This is a genomic window from Wolbachia endosymbiont of Litomosoides brasiliensis (assembly GCF_013366805.1).
GTDB lineage: Bacteria > Pseudomonadota > Alphaproteobacteria > Rickettsiales > Anaplasmataceae > Wolbachia.
This window is the reverse complement of the sequence record NZ_WQMO01000003.1, coordinates 1-22,066: the sequence shown is the minus strand read 5'-3', so window position 1 is coordinate 22,066 and position 22,066 is coordinate 1. Positions and strand designations below refer to the sequence as shown.

Here is a 22,066-nt window from a genome sequence, read left to right as displayed (position 1 = left end):
ATTCGAATAAGTTAAAGTATGAATATAAGAAAACCATAATACTACCATTAAAGAAATGACATCAGTACTCATTGCTAGTGAGTCAGACAAGTGACACTGCAGAATTGTTTAATTGTGGAGTGAGAAAGAGAGGTAAATAAAACTTGCACAAAGCGCTTTCAAGCAAAGTAATTGCATTATAGATTTTCCAATAAGATTAATCTCTGGTGAGGCAGGTATATAATTTCGATATAGGTACCTTTAAATTTTTTGACTTATGCTAATCAGCACAATCCATGATAAGAAGGCATCTCGCGTTCTTAAACATTGTAGCATCTGTTTAAGAAATATATTCATACAATCAGTGTTAACATCCAACATAAACAAGCTAGAATTCTCTCCATTTCTAGGATTAACTGCACTGTAGAGATAAAAATTTTGTTTACCTAACTTTAGGTAAAATCTGTGTTCTAACACCCTCTTCAAACCACCCGCATCCAACTTTTAAATATGTGCCAAACCAAGATTCATCAAAAAAAATAACCCTTGTTCAGGATACCTACCAATAATCTCATTAAGTTTTTTTGAACTCTTTCCTACTACCTTTATCTTGTTCATTATTGTTCATTATGAATTGGTCTTGACGTAATATACGAAAACTTCATTTTTTGCACATTACGGTTTACTGTAGATTTACTGAGATTCAAGCTAAATTTTTCCTAGATTCTTATTCTTATTTCTTTTGCGGTAATATTAGGATTTTCTTGTACCCATACTTCAACTTGTTCAAATTAACTCTGATTTAATCTAGTTTTTCTATGATATCGAGGAAGAGCAAACAATTTTTCTTCTCTTCCAAGTTTTGGGTGCTTTATCCATGTAGTTAATGCTATTCTCAAAATGCAACATATTTTTGCCACGACTTGTTATACTGTGCTTTTTTGCTGCAATTACAGCATTCAGTTCTTTTTGCAACATATGCGCTATTTTGTATTCCCTTCAGTATTTCTTTTGCTGATTCCATAACTTTTTCATCCAATAATTTTGATTTCAATACCATTTAGACCTCACCATTTTATTTACTTCAGCATGGCTTCTTCTCCATTGCTGTCTACCCGTTCCTTGTATAGGGAGTTAATATTAGAATACAGGTTAAAATAAAATTAGGTAGATAAAATTTTTATCTCTACAGTGCAGTTAATCCTAGAAATGGAGAAAGTTCTAGTGTATTTGTACTGAATGTTAACATTGATTGTGCGAATATATTTCTTGAACAAATGTTGCAATATTTAAGAACACGAGATGCCTTTCTTATCATGGACTGTGCTAGTTAGCATAAGTCAAAAAATTTAAAGGTACCTAAAAATATCGAAATCATACACCTGCTTCACCAGAGATTAATTCTATTGAGAGACTTTGGTTGTATATAAAACAGAACGTTTTATGTAGTAAAGTCTATAATACAATTGCTTTACTTGAGAGCGCTCCGCGCAAATTTATTACCTCTCTTTTCCACTCCGTAATTAAACAATTCTTTAATATCACTTATCTGACTCACTAATAATAAGAATTAGTATTAGGCATGCTTTCCCAGATTTGATAAAACTGCTGAGGTTTATGGAACTTTCAAATCCAGTTGAGACTCTTATGCTGCCCCTATAAAATCTTGTCCATAGAGCCTAGACCGTGACTTTCGATTTCACCCAGTGGTACAACTTACTTATTTTACCATTCTGACTCAGTATATCAGGATTATTTTTATAAAAAGTATCAATTATTAACTTTATAGAGCCTATGGCAGCAGAAAATACAGGATTCTTATCGTATTCACTACCAAGACCACTGCATGACTCAGGGTATCCAATACGGACTTGTTTATTGAATATATAACTTGCAATCTCCTTTATACTTGCCAGCCTACTAGTGCCACCAGTGATAACCACTTTATTAATTGGATCTTGCTGCTTCCGAAAGTGCCTTTTCACCAACTCAAGTATTTCCTCAATTCTTGGTCTTATGATGTTAACAAGTTCAGACTTGGGCACTCGAATCTGTTCATCATTCTCATTATTTTGCACTGCAATGTATTCGTTCTCATCTATTGAAGTTACAATAGTGCTACCGTACAGTATTTTTATACGCTCTGCATGTTCTATACTCGCACATAATCCATAAGCTATATCTCGAGTAATATGAATACCACCAATTGGGATGCTGTTTGCATATATAAGTTTGCTTCTTTTGAAAACCCCAACTGCAGTGCACCCACCCCCTATATCAACAATAGCAGCTCCAAGCTCTTTTTCATCTTCACTGAGACAAGCAAGACCTGCAGAATACGCGGAAGCAATGCAACCTGCCATACTTATACCACTATTATTGGTTATGCAATTTTCAATGTTGGTAAGTGCTGGACGCGAAGCAGTTACAACATTAACATCAGCAGACAACCTCTTTCCATACAATCCACTAACTTCCCTTATATCAGTCATATCATCCAAGTGGTATTTCAGCGGTATATTGTGAATAATAACATTTTCTTCGATATATTTCTCAAACGTTTGAAAAACTACACGTTTTATATCCCGGTCAGAAATCTCATGATTAGCTGCAATAATCTCATTGTGCACATTGAAAGATAAGATTCCACATCCAGCAACATTAACATATATTTGGTCTATAGTTTCCTCTGATACTTGCTCAGCTAAACCTATAGTAGATGAAATAGAGTAACTCGCATGCTTTATATCAGTTATTGATCCACCGTTTACGCCTTCTGCAACCCTATAACCTGTGCCTGTTATTTTATAGCTGAGGTTGCCACTTATCTTAACAATTAGACAGATAATTTTCGTTGTACCTATATCTAAAACAGCAAAAACATCTCTCTTGGGTTTTACTATTACTGCAGAATACATTAGTTGACCTTATTACATAACTTCATTTAAGCAGATTTCTTTAATAATTTATATTTCCATTACAAAAACACAGCAACATTTTAATATATCCAAAACTAGACAAAGGAAAAAATAAAACATAGAATTATAATTTTATGCCTAAATTATCAATTATAATCGCTCCAGATGAAAGGTTAATCACATATGCCAGTAAAGTAACAGACATAAACGATAAAATTAAAGAACTAGTAAACAACATGTTTGAAACTATGTACGATGCAGAAGGTCTTGGTCTTGCCGCGGTACAAGTTGGAGTGCTAAAGAGAGTTTTTGTCGTGGATGTTCAGTTAGAGGATATTAAAGGTAGGCCAGCAGGATATGAATCGACTGGCAAATTTTGCATGATTAATCCCGAAATTACAGGACTATCAGATGAACAAGTCATTCTTAAAGAAGGGTGCCTTTCAATTCCAGAGCAAAGTCATGAAATTAGACGCCCAAAATATTTAACTGTGAAATATAAGGACTTAAATAATGAAGAACAGACACTAAAAGCTAGTGGTTGGCTTGCAAGGTGTATCCAGCATGAGCTAGATCACCTAAATGGTATATTATATATTAGGCATTTGTCTAAATTGAAGTATGATATAGCCATAAAAAAAGCACAAAAGGTTAAAAGGCACTATGAGCGATAAAGACTTAGAGTTACTAAAGTTTTACCATGAAGTGGGCGTTGATTGCACACTGACAGAAGGTGACGACGAAAAAAAAGTAGAAAAAGAGAAAAATAGCAAAGTTGTGCAATCTCCTGCTATTCAAGACAAAATCCAAAAAAAAGAGCAGCAATCTATGTTTCCGAGTGACTGGATAATTGAAGCAAGGAAACTTGCAAGTAAATGTAACAGCGTGGATGAACTAAGAAGTACAGTTAGGTCATTCGAAGGTTGTGAGATAAAAAAAACTGCAACTAATACTGTTTTTTCCGATGGTAACCAAAGCGCGAAAATTATGCTTGTTGGTGAAGCTCCAGGAGCAAATGAAGATCTTCAAGGCATACCATTTTGTGGTGCAAGCGGAATGTTGCTCGATAAGATGCTTAGTGCAATCAATCTTGATCGCACTAAAGTATACATAAGCAATGCTGTATTTTGGCGCCCACCAGGCAATAGAAAGCCAACTGATCTAGAGCTTGACATGTGTAGACCATTCGTTGAGAAACATATCGCACTAGTTTCACCTCAGATCCTTATTTTAGTTGGAGGTATTGCGTGTTATAGCCTTCTTGATAACACAAAAACTATATCAATTTTGCGCGGCAGATTCTATACGTATACCAATCAATACTTATCCCATTCAATTATCACAGCTGCTATATTTCATCCAGCTTATTTACTTCGTCAACCAGCACAAAAACGTCTAGCCTGGGAGGATTTAAAGAGGATTAGGGAGTACCTTAATAGCACCAACAACAACTGTACAGGTGTCTAGCAAATCAATAAAACAATGGACTTTTATATCGCCTATTCACTAAGCACAACTATTATAGCAGTCATTCAAATAGCTTACAGAAATGCAGAAGATTACTTGACACATTTTCCAGCCTTCCTAAATTATATTAGTGAAGCTGTTTTACATAACTTTCCATCTATGCAGATTAAAATGACAAGGAGGGCTGCACCTAGTGTACTGTTGTTTAATCTTTTGTACTATGTGTACCATATGTCTTTATAGAAATTTCTAGTTCTTACCCTATACAAGCTGAAACGTGCTTATAAAGCGTTTAAGACATCACCTAACATCAAATTTTTAAAATAAAGAATTTGTAATTAGCTACTCTAGCTTTTTTTGCCTTTTTTTGCTTGGTAAGTTTCTTAATATTCATAGCTAAAGGCTATACTAATTCCCATCATTAATAGGTCAAATAAATGACATTACAGAGTTATTTAACCGCGAAGTGAGAAAGAGAGACAATAAATTTGCACAAAGCGTTTTGAAGCAAAGCAATTGTATTATAGACTTTATTGCAAAATGCTTTGTCTTATATACAACTAGAATCCCTCAATAAGATTGAATTCAGGTAAGATTGTAGTAGATATACAATCTCGATATTTTTAGGTACCTTTAAATTTCTTAACTTATACTAATTAGCGCAATTCATAATAAGAAATGCTTCTTATGTTCTTAAATATTGTAACATCTGTTCAAGAAATATATTCATATAATCAGTGTTAGACATTTTGGTGAAAATAAGCCATAACTCTCTCTATTTCTAGGATTAACTGCACTGCAGAGATAAAAATTTTGTCACTTAATTTTATTTTAACCCGTGTTCTAATACCCTTTTTAAATCACCCGTGTCCAACTTTCAAATATGTGCCAAATTGAGATTCATCAAAGATGAGTAGCTCTTGTTTGGGATACTTGCCAATAGTCTCACTAAGTTTTTTTTAAACTCTTCCCGTCTACCTTTATCTTGTTCATTATGAATTGGTCTTGGCGTAATATATGAAAACTTCATTTTTTGTAATGGTAATATTAAGGTTTTCTTGTACCCATACTTCAATTTGTTCAAATTAACTCTGATTCAATCTAGTTTTTCTATAACGTTGAGAGGGAGCAAACAATTTTTTTTTCTCTTCCAAATTTTAGGTGCTTTATCCATGAAGTTAGTGCTGTTCTGAAATGTAATATATTTTTGCCAAGGCTGTTGTACTGTCCTTTTTTGCTGCAATTACAGCGTTTAGTTATTTTGCACTTTCTTCAGCGTTTCTTTTGCTAATTCCACGACTTTTTCATCCAATAATTTTGATTTCAATGCCATTGAAACCTCGCTATTTTACCTACTTCATTAGGGCTCCTTCTTTATTATTATCTATCCGTTTCTTGTACAGTTGCAACCGGTACCACAAGCAAACTTTTTTGGATGCCAGTTACTCCTGTGCTCGAGGCAAAACTGGCTGCAAAACCTTATGCTAACTTAAATCTATATTAACATGCCCCATTTTACGCCTATCTCTAACCTCTTTTTTTCCATACATGGTTAAACTGGCTCTCTTGTTACTCAAATACTTGCAAGAATTATATACATCATTACCTATTATGTTTTTCGTCATACAAGGAAAATGCAACACCACTTCTTGCATAGGTAACCCACATATTATCCTAACCAGTTGCTCGAATTGGCTAACATTACATGCATCCAAGCTCCAGTGGCAAGAATTGTGAGGTCTTGGAGCTAGTTCATTAACTAGTAGCTCACTATTTCTAGTAATGAAAAGCTCAATAGCCAGAATTCCTACCACATCAAGGGCACCTGCTATTCTTTCCGCGGTTTGTTGTATCTCTCGAACTAACTTGCTATCCACTCTAGCTGGCACTATTGAAGTATCAAGCATTCCATCAACATGGTGATTTTCTGCCACAGGAAAAAAAGCTACTTTACCTTTTTTATCCCTCATAATAACTATTGAAACCTCTTTTAGCAAGTCAACTCTTGCTTCAAGAATGTATTGTGCATTCCAGTCAAGGGAAGCAAATTGCTCGGCTTGAGAATCACTCCAGATCATATATTGTCCCTTCCCATCGTAACCCATTTCTGCTGTTTTTAGCCTTGTTGGATAGCCAAAAGCTTTACTGCCTTCTAATAGGTCATTATGATTTTGTATACTTTTATAATCAGTGGTTCTTATGCCTAAATTTCTAATGAAATCCTTCTCTCTAAGCCTATTTTGTGAAATGTATAACGCTTTTTTACCTGGATAAAAATCTACATATTGTGACACAATATCAATTACCTCACATGGAATATTTTCAGATTCAACAGTAACTAAATCCACACTCCGTGCAAAAGATTCAAGTGCCTTTTTATCAGAAAAATCTGCTACTGTTAAATCATCAGCAACAGAACAAGCAGGATCATCTCTAGCACTAGCAAAAATATATGTTTTTTGTCCAAGTTTCGTCGCAGCAATAGCGATCATTTTACCTAATTGTCCACTACCTACTATTCCTATCACTCTTTTGCAAAGTACATCTGATTTATTCATACAATTGATAAATAATTCTTAATCAGAATACTACAATATGCTTGAAGAAACTACAAAAACAGTGTATAACTAAAGTATTATTTTTCTATCATGAGTACTCTGTCATGACTTTAGAATATACACTTACTACTAACTCTGTTGAAGTTACAGTTTTTCCAGTTTATATTGATGAGCAATCTATTCCTTATGAAAATTGCTACGTATGGATGTACAATGTTAAGATAAAAAATAAAAGCTTATCAACTATTCAATTGTTGAGCCGCCATTGGCAAATAATAGACTACAAAGGAAAGGTAAATGAAATTGTCGGAGCTGGTGTTATTGGAGAGCAGCCTGTGATAAAACCCGGAGAAGTATTTAAATACACAAGCGGGACATACTTGAATGCACCGTCGGGAATAATGCAAGGTAAGTACGAATTTCTAAATGAAGAAAGCACAAAAGTTTTTGAGGTTACAATACCACCTTTTTCTTTGGACAGCCCATACACAAACACCAGGCCACATTAAGCCAACCAATTGCCATCAAAAATCTATTTTTTACTTTTGTCATCAAGCTTGAATAAGATTGTTGTAGAGACTAAGCCAGTTATAACTATCATTAATGAAAATGGGACAACTTCTCTAATAACGTTCATCGCTTACAAGTCCATATATTCTAATTAATATAGTTTCAAAATTAAATGGCCTGATAATGAGTGTTGCTGTTAGCTCTTTAACATTATCCATAAATACAAGCAAAAATCCTGATAATATACTTTTCTTTATAAGAGGAATATGAATATTCAGGCATGTGGAAACAGGTTTATGACCCATAGTATAGGCGGTCTATTTAATCTCATTCAGTATTTTTTAAGCCCCAACTCTATTGCCTTGAAAGATATAGCAAAAAAACGAAATAAATATGAGTAAATCAAAGCGCCAACAGTTCCTACTAAGCCTATTTCTGTAATATATTGAGTAATAAAAGAAGATATCCCATTTAAAAATATTATTATACTAATAGAAATAATCGCATTTGGAATCGCGTAGCCTAAAGAAATTAGACGCGCTATATTATTGATCACCTCATTCTTACGCGCCGCATATCCTATCACTATTGCAATGCTAATTGAGGTCAGTGCAGTGATAAACGATAAACCAATGCTACTGCTATTATGCTATAGAATCTTGCTTCATATATGAAAAATCTCTTCTTTATGCTCCAATATATGAATGGAATAATCGGCAAAGCAAAACCTACTAATATCGGCAATATACATATAGCATAAGTAAAAACTAATGGCATAGCACCACTTATACTACGTTTATTATGGGAATCCGAATTAGTATTGATGGCAGAATAGGACATTCCCCTTTTTTGTAGAATTTTTTCGACAGCTATCAGTGCTGTAATGAAGACTAATTCTGCAACTGCTAAAGCAGCAGCCGAATATTTATCATGTAGTAAAAACCAGGTGCGACATATTCCTGTGGTAAAGGTGCCAATCGCAAGAAGCTGTGGTGTACTAAAATCTGTAATTCCACAGCACTAAGGATATCCCAGCTATAATTGACGGATATATAGAGGGAATAACGATAGAAAATAAGCTCTTTAAAGAAGAGAACCCAAGCATTGATGCAACAGTAACTGAGTTGCTAACATTCTTTAAACTTGAGCGGACTAATATGTAAACGCACAGATATAAACTGAACCCCATCACTAATATTCCACCGCCTAGAGGCTTTATCTCAGAAAACCAATAATCACCTTTACTTCAGTGAAAAATTTCTCTTAATAAACTTTGTGCTGGACCTAAAAATTCTAACGCGTTGACGTAAACAAACGATACTATATATCTTGGAATTGATATCAGAAAAAAATAAAGCAACTTCAAAAATTTTACTTCCAAGGAATGAAAAAAATGCGGTGAGCCAAGCTAGAATTACTCCAAATATGAAAGATGTACTTCCAACTCCCATCATCAAAATTAACGTATTAAATATATTCAGGAAAAAGCGTGCCGATCACCCACTCGGAATTTGCAGACTTTGTAAGTAGAATCGATATCAACAATAGTATAAGACAGACAAATAATATACTTACTAGAAATAAGAACATATTTTAAAATACTCTCAGAAACACTAAATTAAATCCACACTTAATATTAAAATGTTATATGTAAAAGCCCAAGATACCCAGAGCTGATCTATTGAATATCTTTATAATTTTGTATATCATGCCCTAGGTTGGTAAATTAATAATCATGAGCTTTGTCATAGCAACTTTCTACCATTTTGTAGAACTCTCTAATTATTACGATATGCAAGATGAAATAAAAGCTGCATGTGACAACGTTAAGCTAAAGGGTACCATACTCCTTGCAGAAGAAGGCATTAATGCAACTATATCTGGTGAAAGAAACGCAATTAATAAAATACTTGATTTTCTACGCTTCGATTATAGGCTGAAAGATCTCATATGGAAAGAAAGTGCAGTAGAATACCAACCATTTAGTAAAATGAAGGTGAAGCTAAAAAGAGAAATTGTGAATCTTGGCGTAAGCAATCTTGATATTTCTCTTAGAGGAAAATACATCGACCCAGACTATTGGGATGATTTTATTTCTCAACCTGAAGTTTTAGTAATAGATATACGAAATGAGTATGAAGTGAAGTTAGGCAAGTTTAAAAATGCAATCAACCCACATACTCAATGTTTTCGTGAGTTTCCTCAATGGGCAAAATCCTTCTCCAAGAGTAAAGACTTGAACTTGGCTATGTATTGCACGGGTGGGGTTAGATGCGAAAAATCTACAGCGTACATGAAAAGCCTCGGATTTAACAATGTGTACCATCTGAAAGGTGGCATTCTTTCTTATCTTGAAAGAACTCACAATAAAAATGGTAACTGGGAAGGTGAGTGTTTTGTTTTTGATGATAGAGTTGCCATTAATAACTCACTTGCCCCAAGTGATAAAATAAAATGCATATTTTGCTCAAATCAAGTTTCAACGGACGAGCTAAAATCAGTTTCACGCGGCCAAGTGATTTGTTCTAATTGTAAATCTTCATAACTACAAGAAAGTTCCCATGTTAGAACTAAATGAAGTCTCAGTGCATTTAAATCTTGCATGCCTTTACTTTTTACTTTTAATCAACTCCAGGGCTCTCTTCAAAGAGATACTGTCGATATCCACATTTTTACCTAAAGCAACGTTTGTTTTACCACACTTTATATAGAATCCATACCTACCACTACAGATGAAAACTTCTTTCCCTTCTTCATTAAAACCAAGGAATTTTAGCTCTTTGCGTGGGTTATTTACAATAATTTGCACAGCTTCATCTAACTGTGTTTCCAACACCTCTTTGGAACTCTTCTTAAGAGAAAAGTATTTACTATCATAAAAAATATAGTACCCAAACCGTCCAAGGCCCATTTTTACCTCTTTTCCAGTTTCGGGGTGTTTTCCAATTACTTTCGGCAAGGAAAGCAGCTTGGTAGCAGTACTAAGATCAATATCACTAACATTTATATCTTTTGGCATGGAAACAGCTTTTTTCTTTTCTGACTCACTATTAAACTTCAGGTAAAGCCCAAAAGGACCTTTTTTGATCACCACCTCATGACCCGTTACATCATCTATACCCAAGCTTTTTGGATATCCGTGGTTGTCATTATTGCCAGTAATTTCTTTTGTATGGGTACATGTAGGATAGTTAGAACATCCAAGAAATACCCCAGCTTTTCCAAAGTTTAATCTCAATATGCCATCGTGACAATCAAGGCATTTCTTATTTACTTCTTTTTTTCCCTCTTCTGAACAAAACCAATCAACTGCCAAATCATGAATGCCGTTAAAAATTTCATCATGCGTCATTTGCTTGACAGAGTTTACATGATTAAAAAATGGTACCCAAAAATAACCCAGTTCCTTTTTCCAATCCGCACGTCCATTTGAGATTAAATCGAGCTTTTCTTCCATCTGTGCTGTAAAATCATACTCTACACAACGCTGAAAAAAAGTTTCTAAAAATATGGTAACAATCTTGCCGCGGCTGCTTGGAATAAATCTTTTATTATCCAACGTAACGTACTCACGATCTTGCAACACTGAGATAATTGCCGCATAAGTTGACGGACGTCCTATACCAATTTCTTCCATTTTCTTAACTATACTTGCTTCACTATAACGCGATGGAGGTTGAGTAAAATGCTGTTTTAGATCAACAGAAATTAGCTTGCACTCCTCACCTTCTCTCATAGCAGGTAGCATGCTCTCGTCCTTACCATCTATATTATCTTTATAAACTTTATAGAAACCATCGAAGAATATGCTCGATCCACTTGCCCGCAAAATCACTTTCTGATCAGCAGAACTAATTTTAACCACCACTTGATCAAGGATCGCCGATTCCATCTGACTTGCAGTGGTTCTTTTCCAAATTAAATCATACAATTTAAACTGTTCTGGCGTTAAGTAATCCTTAATGCTGTCTGGCGTTCTATTTATATCAGTTGGACGAATCGCTTCATGCGCTTCTTGAGCATTTTTAACCTTTTTTACATATTGACGAGAAGACTTCGGCAAATATTTATCACCATACAATGACCCAATTAACTCTCTGATTGAGTTTATAGCTTCATCTGCAATATAAAACCCATCTGTACGCATGTAAGTTATCAACCCTACAGTTTCATCACCAATATCAATACCTTCGTACAAATTTTGCGCTATGCGCATAACATTTTTCACATTAAAATACAGCTTATTCGCTGCATCTTGCTGAAGACTCGAAGTAATGAATGGAGGTAGTGGATTTCTCCTAACTTGTCTGTGTTCTACTGTGTTTACAGTATATTGCCTTGATTCAATTTGTTCAACTAAGTCTTTTGTTTCTTCTTTGTCCTTAATATCAAATTTTTCTAGCTTTTTACTGTCATAGTGGCTAAGCATAGCAAAAAAAGTTTCGCTTTTTCTATTTTGCATTTCTGCCTTTATGCTCCAATACTCTTGTGATATAAATTTACTAATTTCATTTTCTCGTTCACATATAAGCTTCAATGCAACAGATTGCACTCGCCCCGCAGATTTGCTTCCAGACAATTTTGTCCACAGCAGTGGTGACAAGCTAAACCCAACCAGATAATCCAAAGCTCTACGTGCTTGTTGCGCGCGTACTAAGTCCATATTCATTCCACGTGGATTCTCTATCGCCTCTTGCACCGCCCTTTTCGTTATCTCATTAAAGACCACTCTATAAATGTTGCTTTTATCATTGATTGCTTTCTTCTCCTTTAGTACCTCTATTACATTCCAAGCTATTGCTTCCCCTTCCCTATCTGGATCTGTTGCAAGGTATATATCTGATGTTTGACTTGCCTCCTTTACCAGCTCTTTTACATATTTTTCTGCTTTTTCAACAATCTCGTACTTTATGGCAAAATTATTATCTGGATCAACAGAACCATCCCTCACTGGAAGATCTCTTACATGTCCAAAAGACGCAACAACTTTAAACTCTTTACTTAAATATTTACTTACCGTCTTTGCCTTCGCAGGCGACTCAACTATCAATAACGCCATATTATTATATTAGTACTTAAAGATAATATGTTGAGAAATATATGATGAAAAGTAAAAAAATGTTTTAATGGGTCCCTTTGATTTTATGAAGTGGGTTATGGAACGTTTTCAGAAACCTCTTGGACTTTACTATTTTAAGCAACTTTGATGACCCATCACAATAGTATACGATTGCAGTAACAATAAGATAAACAAACCCCAATTGCTGTTCCCACTGCTAACATTTCTAGTTAAACTGCAATAGCTACCTCCAAAGCGATTCCTATTATTGCTAGTGCAGAAGCAGCCACAATGGGTAGTTTGCTCCCTTTTTTACTTTGTAAATTTAGCTATTGATCATTATTCTTAACATTACTTATACCAATTCTCATTACTAACAAGTCAAATAAGTGACGCTGCAAAGTTGTTTAATTACAGAGTGAGAGAGAGGTAATAAATTTGCACAAAGTGCTCTCAAGTAAAACAATTGCATCACAGACTTCATTACACAAAATGTCCTATTTTATATGCAACCAAAGTCTCTAAATAAGATTGAGCTCAGGTAAGTATAGTGATTGGTATATAATCTCGATATTTTTAGGTACCTTTAAATTTTTTGACTTATTCTAACCAGCACAATTCACGACAAGAAAGGCTTCTTGCGCTCTTAAATATTGTAAAATCTGTTCAAGAAACACATTCATACAACCAGTATTGATACTCGGTGCAAATAAGCTAGAACTCTCTCCATTTCTAGTACTAAGACTAACTCCCACTGTATAAGAAACGAATAGATAACAATAGAAAAGAAGCCATACTGAAGCAAGTAAAGTAGCAAAGTCTAAATGGCATTGAAATCAAAATTATCGAATGAAAAAGCTGTGGGATCAGCAAAAGAAATATTAAAGAAAGTGTGAATAACGTATATGTTGCAAAAAACTAAATGCTACAATTGCAGCAAAAAAGCACAATATAATAACTATAGCAAAAACATGTTGCATTTCAAGGACAGCACCAACTGCATGGATAAAGCACCTAAAACTTGAAAGAGAAGAAAACTGTTTGCCCCTTCTCAATTTTGTAGAAAAACTAGATTGAACAGAGCTAATTTAAACAAGTTGAAGTATGGATACAAGAAAACCCTAACACTATCATTAAAGAAATGAGAATAAGAATCTAGGAAAATTTGGCTTGAATGTCAGCAAGTCTGCAATACACCATAATATGCAAAAAATGAAGTTTTCGTATATCACGTCAAGATCAATTCACAATGAACAAGGTAAAGGTAGACAGGAAGAGTTTAAAAAAACTTAATAAGACTATTGGCAAGTACCCTGAATAAGAGTTATTCATCTTTGATGAACACATTGGAAAGTTGGATACGAGTGATTTAAAAAGGGCGTTAGAACACAGTTAAAGTAAAAAATTAGGTAGACAAAATTTTTATCTCTACAGCGCAGTTAATCCTAGAAATGGAGAGAGTTCTAACTTATTTGTACCGAATGTCAACACTGATTGTACGAATATATTTCTTAAATAAATGCCACAATATTCAAAAACACGAGAATCTTTTCTTGTCATGGATTGTGCTAGTTGGAATAAGTCAAAAAATTTAAAGGTATCTAAAAACATCGAGATTATATACCAATCACTATACTTACCTGAGCTTAATCTTATTTAGAGACTTTAGTTGTATATAAAACAGAACATTTTGCGCAATAAAGTCCATAGTATAATTGCTTTGCTTGAGAACGTTTTGTGTAAATTTATTACCTCTCCTTTTTACTCCACAATTAAACACTTCGCAATGCCACTTATCTGACCCACTAATAATGAGAACTAGTATAATACCATGGTTTTCTTGTATCCATACTTTAACCTGTTCAAATTAACTCTGATTCAATCTAGTTTTTCTACGAAGTTGAGAAGAGGCAAACAGTTTTCTTCTCTTTCAAGTTTTAGGTGCTTTACCCATGCAGTTAGTGCTGTCCTTGAAATGCAACATGTTTTTGCTACTGCTGCTATACAGCAGCTAGTTTTTTGCAACATATGCATTATCTTGCACTTTCTTCTAAGTTTCCTTTGCTAATTCCATAACTTTTTCATCCAATAACTTTGATTTCAACGCCATTTAAACCTCGCTACTTTACTTACCTCAGCAAGGCTTCTTTTCCATCATTGTCTATCCATTCCTTGCACAGTGGGCACTGGTATAAGGGGTATTTAATCTATACAGGTCAGCAGAATGTCTCACATATGAAAGTTAAACTTGTGCCAATAAATAAAATAGATCAGACATTCTATGAAGATCTTTGAGTCATCGCAGCAAAACTATAGGCACACATGCCCAAATAGGTAAAAATAGGCTAACATACTTAAATCTACTATACATGGCACGCGGACGGAATGGGATTCGAACCCATGGCACGCTTACCACGTACGTCAGTTTTCAAGACTGGTGCCTTAAACCGCTCGGCCATCCGTCCACTTCTTTTTTATCACAATATTTGATTTCAAACAACCTATAAAAGTTTCACTTGCCTACACAGAAGCTATTAAATATATCATCCAATATTTCTTCAACATTAATAATCCCGGTTACTGCACCAAGTTCAGACGCAGCAAGCCTTAAGTCTTCAGATATTAACTCAATTGGATTGTTTATATTAAAACGTTGCAAATGTTCTATAGCTTTCTGCATGCAATTCCTATGCCTTTGCCGGGTAATTACAGGAACATCCCTATCATAGCCAAAATTTTCCTCTATCTTTTCTCTAATCACATAGATTAGCTTCTCTGTGCCTATTCCTTTTAAAATAGAAACAGGTAAAAAATCTATGTCGTTAACTTTTACATCGCAATCATTGATAACATCGTCAGCTTTGCTCAACACGTAAATAGTATTACTACTCATAACATTGCAATCAATGTTATAACGCTGTTCAAAAGGGAATAGCTCTATCCTTAAATCAGCTTCACAAGATTTCTTTTTCGCTCGACCTATACCTTCTAATTCCATTGGATCTGAACTCTCACGAATTCCAGCAGTATCAGAAAGAATGATTGGGTATCCACCAATGTCAATATGAGCTTCAAGCACGTCTCTTGTTGTGCCTGCATATTCAGAAACAATAGCAATATCGCGCCTGGCCAAGAAATTAAATAGCGTTGACTTACCAACATTTGGTTTGCCAGTTATTACAATATGCAAACCCTCACGCAATCTTTCGCCACGTCTATTATCATTCAAATACTCTTGCATCGACTGCACAAGAGTTTGCACCTCATTACTGACTCTTTCCAATTCCTTTCTTTCTGTTGCAACATCCTCTGGAAAGTCTATATAAGCTTCAATTTTGGACTGCACTGCTATTAATCTCTGCCTCCAACTACTATATAGCCTTTCCAATTCTCCTGACATCTGCTTAATTGCTTGTTTAGCTTGCATCTTTGTTTCAGCATCAATTAAATCTGCAATTCCTTCTATCTGCGTTAAGTCAAATTTGCCATTCAGAAAAGCCCTGAGAGAGAATTCCCCAGGTTTAGCTATGACAAAAATTTTCGACAATTCCTCAAAAATGACCTTTATTACTGCTTTGCTTCCGTGCACTTGCAATTCTATAACATCTTCACCGGTAAAGCTGTTTGGAGCAGGAAAATAAATTGCTATTCCATTATCAATCAACTGACCAGAACTATCATATAGATCAACCAAAGTAGTAAACCTTGGTTTAATATTTTTCTTAACATGAAAATGATTTAAAGCTTTAAGCGCACGATTACCTGAAATCCTGATTACTGCAACTCCTGACTTGCCAAATACGGTTGATAAGGCGAAAATAGTTTCGTCCGTGTTCATCATACATAAATTAGTTTATCTCTCAACAATGTTACATTCAAGGAACCCAAATACCTAATTTTAAAATGCTAAAAATTTTTATTTGCTTTGCTAATTTATATTAATACAATAATGCTATATTAAGAAATCAAATATATTGATCCTACAAAAAATCTTTAAAGGTCACCCTAGTTGGCTAGTATCAATATTGATATTTCTACAGAATTGATTACGAACTAAATAACCTTGCTTATGCATAAAATATTAATTTTATTGTTGATAATATTACCAATTAAGTTGCTTGCAGTCAAAATTGAAATTATTGCAGACGTAAATGGTGAGCCAATTTCAAACTTAGACATTGAAAAACGTATTAATTTGATACATTCATTGTTTGGCGCTTACGGTGTTAATAAAAATGAACTAAAGCTTCAAATTTTGAAGCAGCTAATAGATGAAACTATCATTATCAACGAAGCACAACGATTAAATATAAAATTAGGTGATGAAGAATTAAACAATGCTGTCATGTTATTCCTAACTCAAAGTTTTAAACTCAAGGACAATGAAGTTGATCAACACGTAAAAGAGCACAATATAGACCTTAACATTTTAAAGAAGCAAATAGAATGTCAGCTCTTGTGGAGCAAAATTATTGAAGCAAGAATCATGCTATTCATTAAAATAAGCAACAAGGAAGTAAACGACGCAAAAGCACAAAGAGAAAAGCCGGATTATCTTATCACGTTCCAAGAGTTTGTAATTCCCAATCAGAAAGACATAGATATTTACGGTATAGCTGAAGATTTAGCAGAAAAATTACGCAATAGTAGTGACGGCTTCATTCCAGATGCTCCAATAAAGATACGCAAAGCAACTGTTAATTTAAACCAACTAAAAAGCAACCTCAAGAGCATTTTAGAAGGATTAGAAACTGGCGACATAGCAGGTCCAGTCAGTTCCAGTGAAGGTTATTCTATTGTAAAGGCAATAGAGAAAGTACAACTTAATCATGCAATGCTGGAAAGCACTCTAAAATTAAAACAGATTGTGGTTAAAGACTCAGAAAGCCTATTAGATACCCTCAAGCAACAAAAAGTTAATTGCTTAAACTTTGATGAATTGGCAGATAACCTTAATTTGCCAAGCGCAAAAGAATTTGAAATAAAAATGCGGGATTTAAATCCTAATTTACAGGCTTTATTTAGCAAAACAAGTGTAAATGAAATAATAGAATCCAGAGAAAATAGCATTGTAAGGTTAATGATGTTGTGTGATATCAAAGATAACGCAGTAGACACAGAAGCGATTAAACAGCAAATATATCAACAAAAAATTATGACACAAAGCAACTTGCTATTGGATAACTTACGTAAAAATGCAGCTGTCAGTTATCAATACAGTTAAGATATAACTAAAGTAACTTATGCTACTTATTAGCAGCACAGTGTAGTGTTGCACTAGCTATGGTAAAAATATCACTCCCTTATTACCTATAACATTTCATCCGCTGATACTTGGATCAATACATTTATACACACTTTTTCTTCTCAGTCATAAAAGTAATAGTTTCCAACTGCAAAACTAGTTACAGGAAGATGGCACACACCTTTATCCTACCATACTCTTGATCTAACAGAAACATGATTTCCTTGCTACTTATAATACTGGCCTAGTATAATACACGTCTTTTAGCTTATCACTCAGTTCATCATTCACTACCAAGTTAGCACTCCAAATTACCGACCACCAGTGAGCGCAATTTTCATAATCTCATTTTTTGTGTTTATCATAAAAAAATTTGTTACTATTCATATCCTTATATGATGTTGTAGATAACCGCCCCCTGCGTATTCCCCACATAATCACATCACTGATATTTTTCGCCTTGCATAGGCTATTACCATAAAAGATTTCCTAATTCTATATTAACTGCAACAACAGCAAGTTACTTGTTGCTATTAATATGTTAAGCTTTACTACCGGAGTAGTTGCACATCCGTAAGTTGAGTGTTTAAAATATTTGTAGAAGGTAACTTATAACACCAATTTTCATTATCAATAGGTCAAATAAGTGATACTGTAGAGTTGTTTAATTGCATAGTGAAAAAGAGAAGTAATAAATTTGCACAAAGCACTCCCAAGCAAAGTAATTGCATTACAGACTTTATTACGCAAAATGCTCTGTTTTATATACAACCAAAGTCTCTCAACAGGATTGAATTCAGGTGAGTATGTTAGGTATATAATCTCAATATCTTTAGGTGTCTTTAAATCTTTTAACTTATTCCAACTAGCACAAGCCATGACAAGAAAGGCTTCTCATGTCCTTAAATATTGTGACATTTGTTTTAAAATACATGTATACAATCAGTGTCAACACTCGGTACAAATAAGCCAAAATTCTCTCCATTTCTAGGATTAACTACACTATAGAGACAAGAACTTTATCTGCCTAATTTTACTTTAGCCTGTGTTTTAACGCTCTTTTTAAACCCCCGTTCCAACTTTCGAATGTGTGCCAAACCGCAATTCATCAAGGATGAATAACTCTTGTTCAGGATGCTTATACTAATTCCCATTTAAAAGAAACGGATAGACAATAATGGAAAAGAAACCATACTGAAGTAAGCAAAGTAGCGAGGTTTAAATAGCGTTGAAATCAAAATTATCAAATGAAAAAGTCGTGGAATCAACGAAAGAAACGCTGGAGAAAGTGTGAAACAACACATGTGTACAAAAGAACTAAATACTATAATTGCAGCAAAAAAGCACAGTATAACAGTTGTAGCAAAAATATGGTGCATTTCAAAAATAGCATTGACCACATGGACAAAGCACCTAAAATTTAGAAGAGAAGAAAAATTGTTTGCTCGCTCTCTCAACTTAGTAGAAAAATTAGATTGAATCACAGTCAATTTGAACAAGTTGAAGTATGGATACAAGAAACCCTAATATTACCATTAAAGAAATAAGAATCCAGGAAAATTTAGCTTGAATGTCAGTAAGTCTGCAGTAACATGCAAAAAATGAAGTTTTCGTATATTACGCCAAGATCAATTCACAATGAACAAGATAAAGGCAGACAGAAAGAGTTAAAAAAATTAATGAGATTATTAGTAAGCATCCTAAACAAGAGTCATTTTTCTTCGATGAATCGCCACACATTTGAAAGTTGGCACGGGTGATTTAAAAAGAGCGTTAAAACACAGGCTAAAGTAAAATTAGGCAGATAAAGTTCTTGTCTCTATAGTGTAGTTAACCCTAGAAATGGAGAGAGTTCTAGCTTGTTTGCACCGAATGTTAACACTGATTATATGAATATATTTCTTGAACAAATATTGCAATATTTAAGAACACGAGAAGCCTTTTTTGTTATGGATTATGCCAGTTAGCATAAGCCAAGAAATGGAAAGGTACCTAAAACTATCGAAATTATATACCTACCTACCATACTCACCTGAGCTCAATCTTATTGAGAGACCTTGATCGTATATAAAACAGAACATTTTGCGTAATAAAATCTGTAATACAATTGCTTTGCTTGAGAACACTTTGTGCAAATTTATTACTTCCCTTTCTCACTCCGTAACTAAACAAGTCTGCAATGTAACTTATTTGATATATTAACAATGAGAATTAGTATAAGACCACAACTTTTTCCTATCTTTACCAAAAGCTACTAACTTTCCATTTAAAAACAGAACTATGAGTTTATCGCGTATAACTACAGAAGATGCGCAATTTGACCTTGTCGCTTGATTACTATCATCATGACCTATCTTATGATAGGGACCAGATTATACTATCATTCTCTATGTCCAGTAAGTACAAGCAGTCGTCTAAAGTTAAAACTGCTAGTCTAGCATTGAAAGTTATAGAGTTTTCTCTCACCAGAGACTTTAACTCCTTTTTCCACATAACCGTGGTTTCATTTATTGCATATAGCACATTATCTATTGCTAAGCAAATTTTACGACAACAGCCTACTATAAGTAGCGTCCACTCTACCAATTGTTTTATGACTATCAGATAAATCCAATTTTTTGTCTTCCCATCTTGGGTAATACAATACCCAATCATCACCGATAACCAGATCACGGTTTTTCGTGAATGGGGTTAGTCCTATATAACCTCAAGAAAACTCTTTACTTAGATTATTCCACAGGTGATGCTTATTCCATAAAGGTTTTTCAGAAAGGTTACTTATATATATGCAAAAGATTATTACTACAGCACAGCTTACCCCGCTTACCACCTGCTTTGAACAAGCACCCACCACAAAATTTAATGAGAGTCCCATTTTACAGTGTTTAAATCTATTCCTTCTTGCACCATTTCCCAAAGTGGGCTCATTTCTCTTAGCCGCTCTATATTTTTAGTAATAAGATCTGCTGCATATAAAATTTCGTCTTTAGTTGTAAATCGGCCAAGGCCAAATCTAATTGATGAATGTTCAAGGCCGTTACCACTGTTTAGTGATCGTATAACATAGGAAGGTTCAAGAGATGCAGATGTACATGCAGAACCAGAACTTACCGCCAAATCCTTGATTGCCATGATGAGAGATTCACCTTCAATATAGGGAAAACTTAAGTTCAAATTGCCTGGAATTCTATTCTCATAATCACCATTTAAAACAACATCAGGAAATGCTTCTTTTATTTTATTGTATAAAATGTCCCTCAACTCTTCTAATTTAGTTGCCTCTTTTTTCATCTCCTCTTTAGCAATACGCGCTGCTTCACCAAAACCAACTGCAAGAGGGCTTGGAACTGTTCCAGAACGCATACCCCTTTCTTGTCCTCCACCACTAATCAATGGCGTTAGCCTAACACGAGGACTTTTTCTACGAACATACAACGCACCTATTCCCATGGGTCCATAAATTTTGTGGCTAGTAAGGCTCATGAGATCAACGTTCATTTCATTCACATCTACTGGAACTTTTCCAAAACTTTGAGCAGCATCTGTGTGGAAAAATACGTTATGCTTCCTGCATATTGAACCAATTTCTTTTATAGGCTGAATTACTCCAATTTCATTATTTACCATCATCACTGAAATCAGAATTGTTCTATCAGTTATTGCCTCTTCAAGTTTAGACAAATCTATAATTCCATTTTGCTTAACAGGCAAATATGTAACTTTAAATCCTTCATTCTCCAGATACCGACAAGAATCCAGAACGCACTTATGCTCCGTGCAAACAGTTATTAGATGATCTCCTTTATTTTTATAAAAGTGAGCAACACCCTTGATTGCCATGTTATTTGACTCAGTTGCACCTGAGGTAAAGATAATTTCCTTGCTATCGGCATTTACCAGATCAGCAATGTGCCTTCTCGCTTTTTCCACTACTTCTTCAGCAGCCCAACCAAACGAATGGCTGCGAGAATGTGCATTACTGAACTTACCAAAATAAGGTATCATCACCTCTAAAACACGAGGATCTACTTTAGTAGTAGATTGATAATCAAGAAATATTGGCAATTTCACTTTAGCACTGTGTGCTTTCTTATTTTCTACATTCATAGTCAGTATAAAAGTTTTAAGCATAGAAGTTATAGTTTTTCATAGCACTAAAAATTAATTTTTTCAAGATATAATCTTACCTCAAGTATAAAATACTGATGTACAAACGTTGTCATACTAATTTCCACTATACTAAGGAACGGATAGACAATAGAAGAAGCCATACCGAATTAAGCAAAATAGTGGTGGTTAAATAACGTTGAAATCAAAATTATTGGATAAA

At 34.4% G+C, this 22,066-nt stretch carries 13 protein-coding genes, 1 tRNA gene and 5 pseudogenes; 7 read left to right on the top strand and 12 right to left on the bottom strand.

What is annotated here, in order from left to right; genetic code table 11:
* Positions 1-74: 74 nt before the first annotated feature.
* Positions 75-1,039 (bottom strand): annotated as a pseudogene (locus GO684_RS01000) (IS630 family transposase).
* 619 nt (positions 1,040-1,658) lie between these two features.
* Entirely contained in the window at positions 1,659-2,897 is a 1,239-nt protein-coding gene (gene ftsA / locus GO684_RS00995; protein WP_175938204.1) for a cell division protein FtsA, read from the bottom strand.
* 134 nt (positions 2,898-3,031) lie between these two features.
* On the opposite strand from ftsA, the gene def reads away from it, so the two are divergent.
* Both def and GO684_RS00985 read left to right on the top strand, forming a co-directional pair.
* Entirely contained in the window at positions 3,032-3,571 is a 540-nt protein-coding gene (gene def, locus GO684_RS00990) for a peptide deformylase (protein WP_175938203.1), read from the top strand.
* Positions 3,561-4,364 carry a uracil-DNA glycosylase gene (locus GO684_RS00985; RefSeq protein ID WP_175938202.1) on the top strand — a complete coding sequence of 268 codons (804 nt, stop codon included), beginning with the start codon at positions 3,561-3,563 and terminating at the stop codon, positions 4,362-4,364. The genes def and GO684_RS00985 overlap by 11 nt, the downstream gene beginning before the upstream one ends.
* A 451-nt stretch (positions 4,365-4,815) precedes the next feature.
* On the opposite strand, the pseudogene GO684_RS00980 reads toward GO684_RS00985, so the two are convergent.
* Together GO684_RS00980 and GO684_RS00975 are read right to left on the bottom strand one after the other, a co-directional pair.
* Positions 4,816-5,697, bottom strand: a pseudogene (locus tag GO684_RS00980) (transposase).
* A gap of 151 nt (positions 5,698-5,848) precedes the next feature.
* Positions 5,849-6,922, bottom strand: coding sequence for a 5-(carboxyamino)imidazole ribonucleotide synthase (locus GO684_RS00975; RefSeq protein WP_175938201.1), 1,074 nt, complete (start codon positions 6,920-6,922; stop codon positions 5,849-5,851).
* A 104-nt stretch (positions 6,923-7,026) separates the two neighbouring features.
* On the opposite strand from GO684_RS00975, the gene apaG reads away from it, so the two are divergent.
* A complete protein-coding gene (apaG, locus tag GO684_RS00970) occupies positions 7,027-7,431 on the top strand; it encodes a Co2+/Mg2+ efflux protein ApaG (RefSeq protein ID WP_175938200.1) in 405 nt (134 codons plus the stop codon).
* 23 nt (positions 7,432-7,454) lie between these two features.
* Here apaG and GO684_RS05705 read toward each other — a convergent pair.
* Positions 7,455-9,022: pseudogene (locus tag GO684_RS05705) on the bottom strand (ABC transporter permease).
* 145 nt (positions 9,023-9,167) lie between these two features.
* Here GO684_RS05705 and trhO point away from each other — a divergent pair.
* Positions 9,168-9,977, top strand: a complete 810-nt coding sequence (trhO, locus tag GO684_RS00960) for an oxygen-dependent tRNA uridine(34) hydroxylase TrhO (protein WP_175938199.1) — start codon at positions 9,168-9,170, stop codon at positions 9,975-9,977.
* 63 nt (positions 9,978-10,040) lie between these two features.
* Here the strand turns inward: trhO and topA are convergent, their stop codons facing one another.
* Complete coding sequence (topA, locus tag GO684_RS00955; protein WP_175938198.1) at positions 10,041-12,491, bottom strand: type I DNA topoisomerase; 2,451 nt, start codon at positions 12,489-12,491, stop codon at positions 10,041-10,043.
* An 824-nt stretch (positions 12,492-13,315) separates the two neighbouring features.
* Here topA and GO684_RS00950 point away from each other — a divergent pair.
* Positions 13,316-14,292: pseudogene (locus GO684_RS00950) on the top strand (IS630 family transposase).
* A 77-nt stretch (positions 14,293-14,369) separates the two neighbouring features.
* Here the strand turns inward: GO684_RS00950 and GO684_RS00945 are convergent.
* From GO684_RS00945 to mnmE, 3 genes are all read right to left on the bottom strand, one after another.
* Positions 14,370-14,519, bottom strand: coding sequence for a hypothetical protein (locus tag GO684_RS00945; RefSeq protein ID WP_175938197.1), 150 nt, complete (start codon positions 14,517-14,519; stop codon positions 14,370-14,372).
* A 349-nt stretch (positions 14,520-14,868) separates the two neighbouring features.
* Positions 14,869-14,956 (bottom strand) — tRNA-Ser (locus GO684_RS00940).
* Between the two features lie 47 nt (positions 14,957-15,003).
* On the bottom strand, positions 15,004-16,332 hold the full coding sequence (gene mnmE / locus GO684_RS00935; RefSeq protein WP_175938196.1) for a tRNA uridine-5-carboxymethylaminomethyl(34) synthesis GTPase MnmE: 1,329 nt from the start codon (positions 16,330-16,332) through the stop codon (positions 15,004-15,006).
* 228 nt (positions 16,333-16,560) lie between these two features.
* On the opposite strand from mnmE, the gene GO684_RS00930 reads away from it, so the two are divergent.
* Positions 16,561-17,715, top strand: a complete 1,155-nt coding sequence (locus GO684_RS00930; protein WP_175938195.1) for a SurA N-terminal domain-containing protein — start codon at positions 16,561-16,563, stop codon at positions 17,713-17,715.
* Positions 17,716-18,366: 651 nt separating this feature from the next.
* On the opposite strand, the gene GO684_RS05700 is transcribed toward GO684_RS00930, so the two are convergent.
* Complete coding sequence (locus GO684_RS05700; protein WP_175938194.1) at positions 18,367-18,615, bottom strand: hypothetical protein; 249 nt, start codon at positions 18,613-18,615, stop codon at positions 18,367-18,369.
* 140 nt (positions 18,616-18,755) lie between these two features.
* Positions 18,756-18,890: a hypothetical protein gene (locus tag GO684_RS05470; protein ID WP_255419631.1), complete on the bottom strand. Its 135-nt coding sequence runs from the start codon at positions 18,888-18,890 to the stop codon at positions 18,756-18,758.
* Between the two features lie 68 nt (positions 18,891-18,958).
* Here GO684_RS05470 and GO684_RS00920 point away from each other — a divergent pair.
* Positions 18,959-19,938: pseudogene (locus GO684_RS00920) on the top strand (IS630 family transposase).
* 657 nt (positions 19,939-20,595) lie between these two features.
* Here the strand turns inward: GO684_RS00920 and GO684_RS00915 are convergent.
* Positions 20,596-21,843 (bottom strand): IscS subfamily cysteine desulfurase, encoded by a 1,248-nt coding sequence (locus GO684_RS00915; RefSeq protein WP_175938193.1) that lies wholly within the window; start codon positions 21,841-21,843, stop codon positions 20,596-20,598.
* Positions 21,844-22,066: the final 223 nt, after the last annotated feature.

Excerpts from the sequence above, each read along its gene's own strand:
- GO684_RS00945 (WP_175938197.1), bottom strand. The coding sequence starts at position 14,519 with ATGTTGCAAAAAACTAGCTGCTGTATAGCAGCAGTAGCAAAAACATGT.
- trhO (WP_175938199.1), top strand. The coding sequence starts at position 9,168 with ATGAGCTTTGTCATAGCAACTTTCTACCATTTTGTAGAACTCTCTAAT.
- GO684_RS00930 (WP_175938195.1), top strand. The coding sequence starts at position 16,561 with ATGCATAAAATATTAATTTTATTGTTGATAATATTACCAATTAAGTTG.
- GO684_RS05470 (WP_255419631.1), bottom strand. The coding sequence starts at position 18,890 with ATGGGAATTAGTATAAGCATCCTGAACAAGAGTTATTCATCCTTGATG.
- ftsA (WP_175938204.1), bottom strand. The coding sequence starts at position 2,897 with ATGTATTCTGCAGTAATAGTAAAACCCAAGAGAGATGTTTTTGCTGTT.
- apaG (WP_175938200.1), top strand. The coding sequence starts at position 7,027 with ATGACTTTAGAATATACACTTACTACTAACTCTGTTGAAGTTACAGTT.
- GO684_RS00975 (WP_175938201.1), bottom strand. The coding sequence starts at position 6,922 with ATGAATAAATCAGATGTACTTTGCAAAAGAGTGATAGGAATAGTAGGT.
- topA (WP_175938198.1), bottom strand. The coding sequence starts at position 12,491 with ATGGCGTTATTGATAGTTGAGTCGCCTGCGAAGGCAAAGACGGTAAGT.
- GO684_RS00985 (WP_175938202.1), top strand. The coding sequence starts at position 3,561 with ATGAGCGATAAAGACTTAGAGTTACTAAAGTTTTACCATGAAGTGGGC.
- GO684_RS05700 (WP_175938194.1), bottom strand. The coding sequence starts at position 18,615 with ATGGCTTGTGCTAGTTGGAATAAGTTAAAAGATTTAAAGACACCTAAA.
- def (WP_175938203.1), top strand. The coding sequence starts at position 3,032 with ATGCCTAAATTATCAATTATAATCGCTCCAGATGAAAGGTTAATCACA.
- mnmE (WP_175938196.1), bottom strand. The coding sequence starts at position 16,332 with ATGATGAACACGGACGAAACTATTTTCGCCTTATCAACCGTATTTGGC.
- GO684_RS00915 (WP_175938193.1), bottom strand. The coding sequence starts at position 21,843 with ATGAATGTAGAAAATAAGAAAGCACACAGTGCTAAAGTGAAATTGCCA.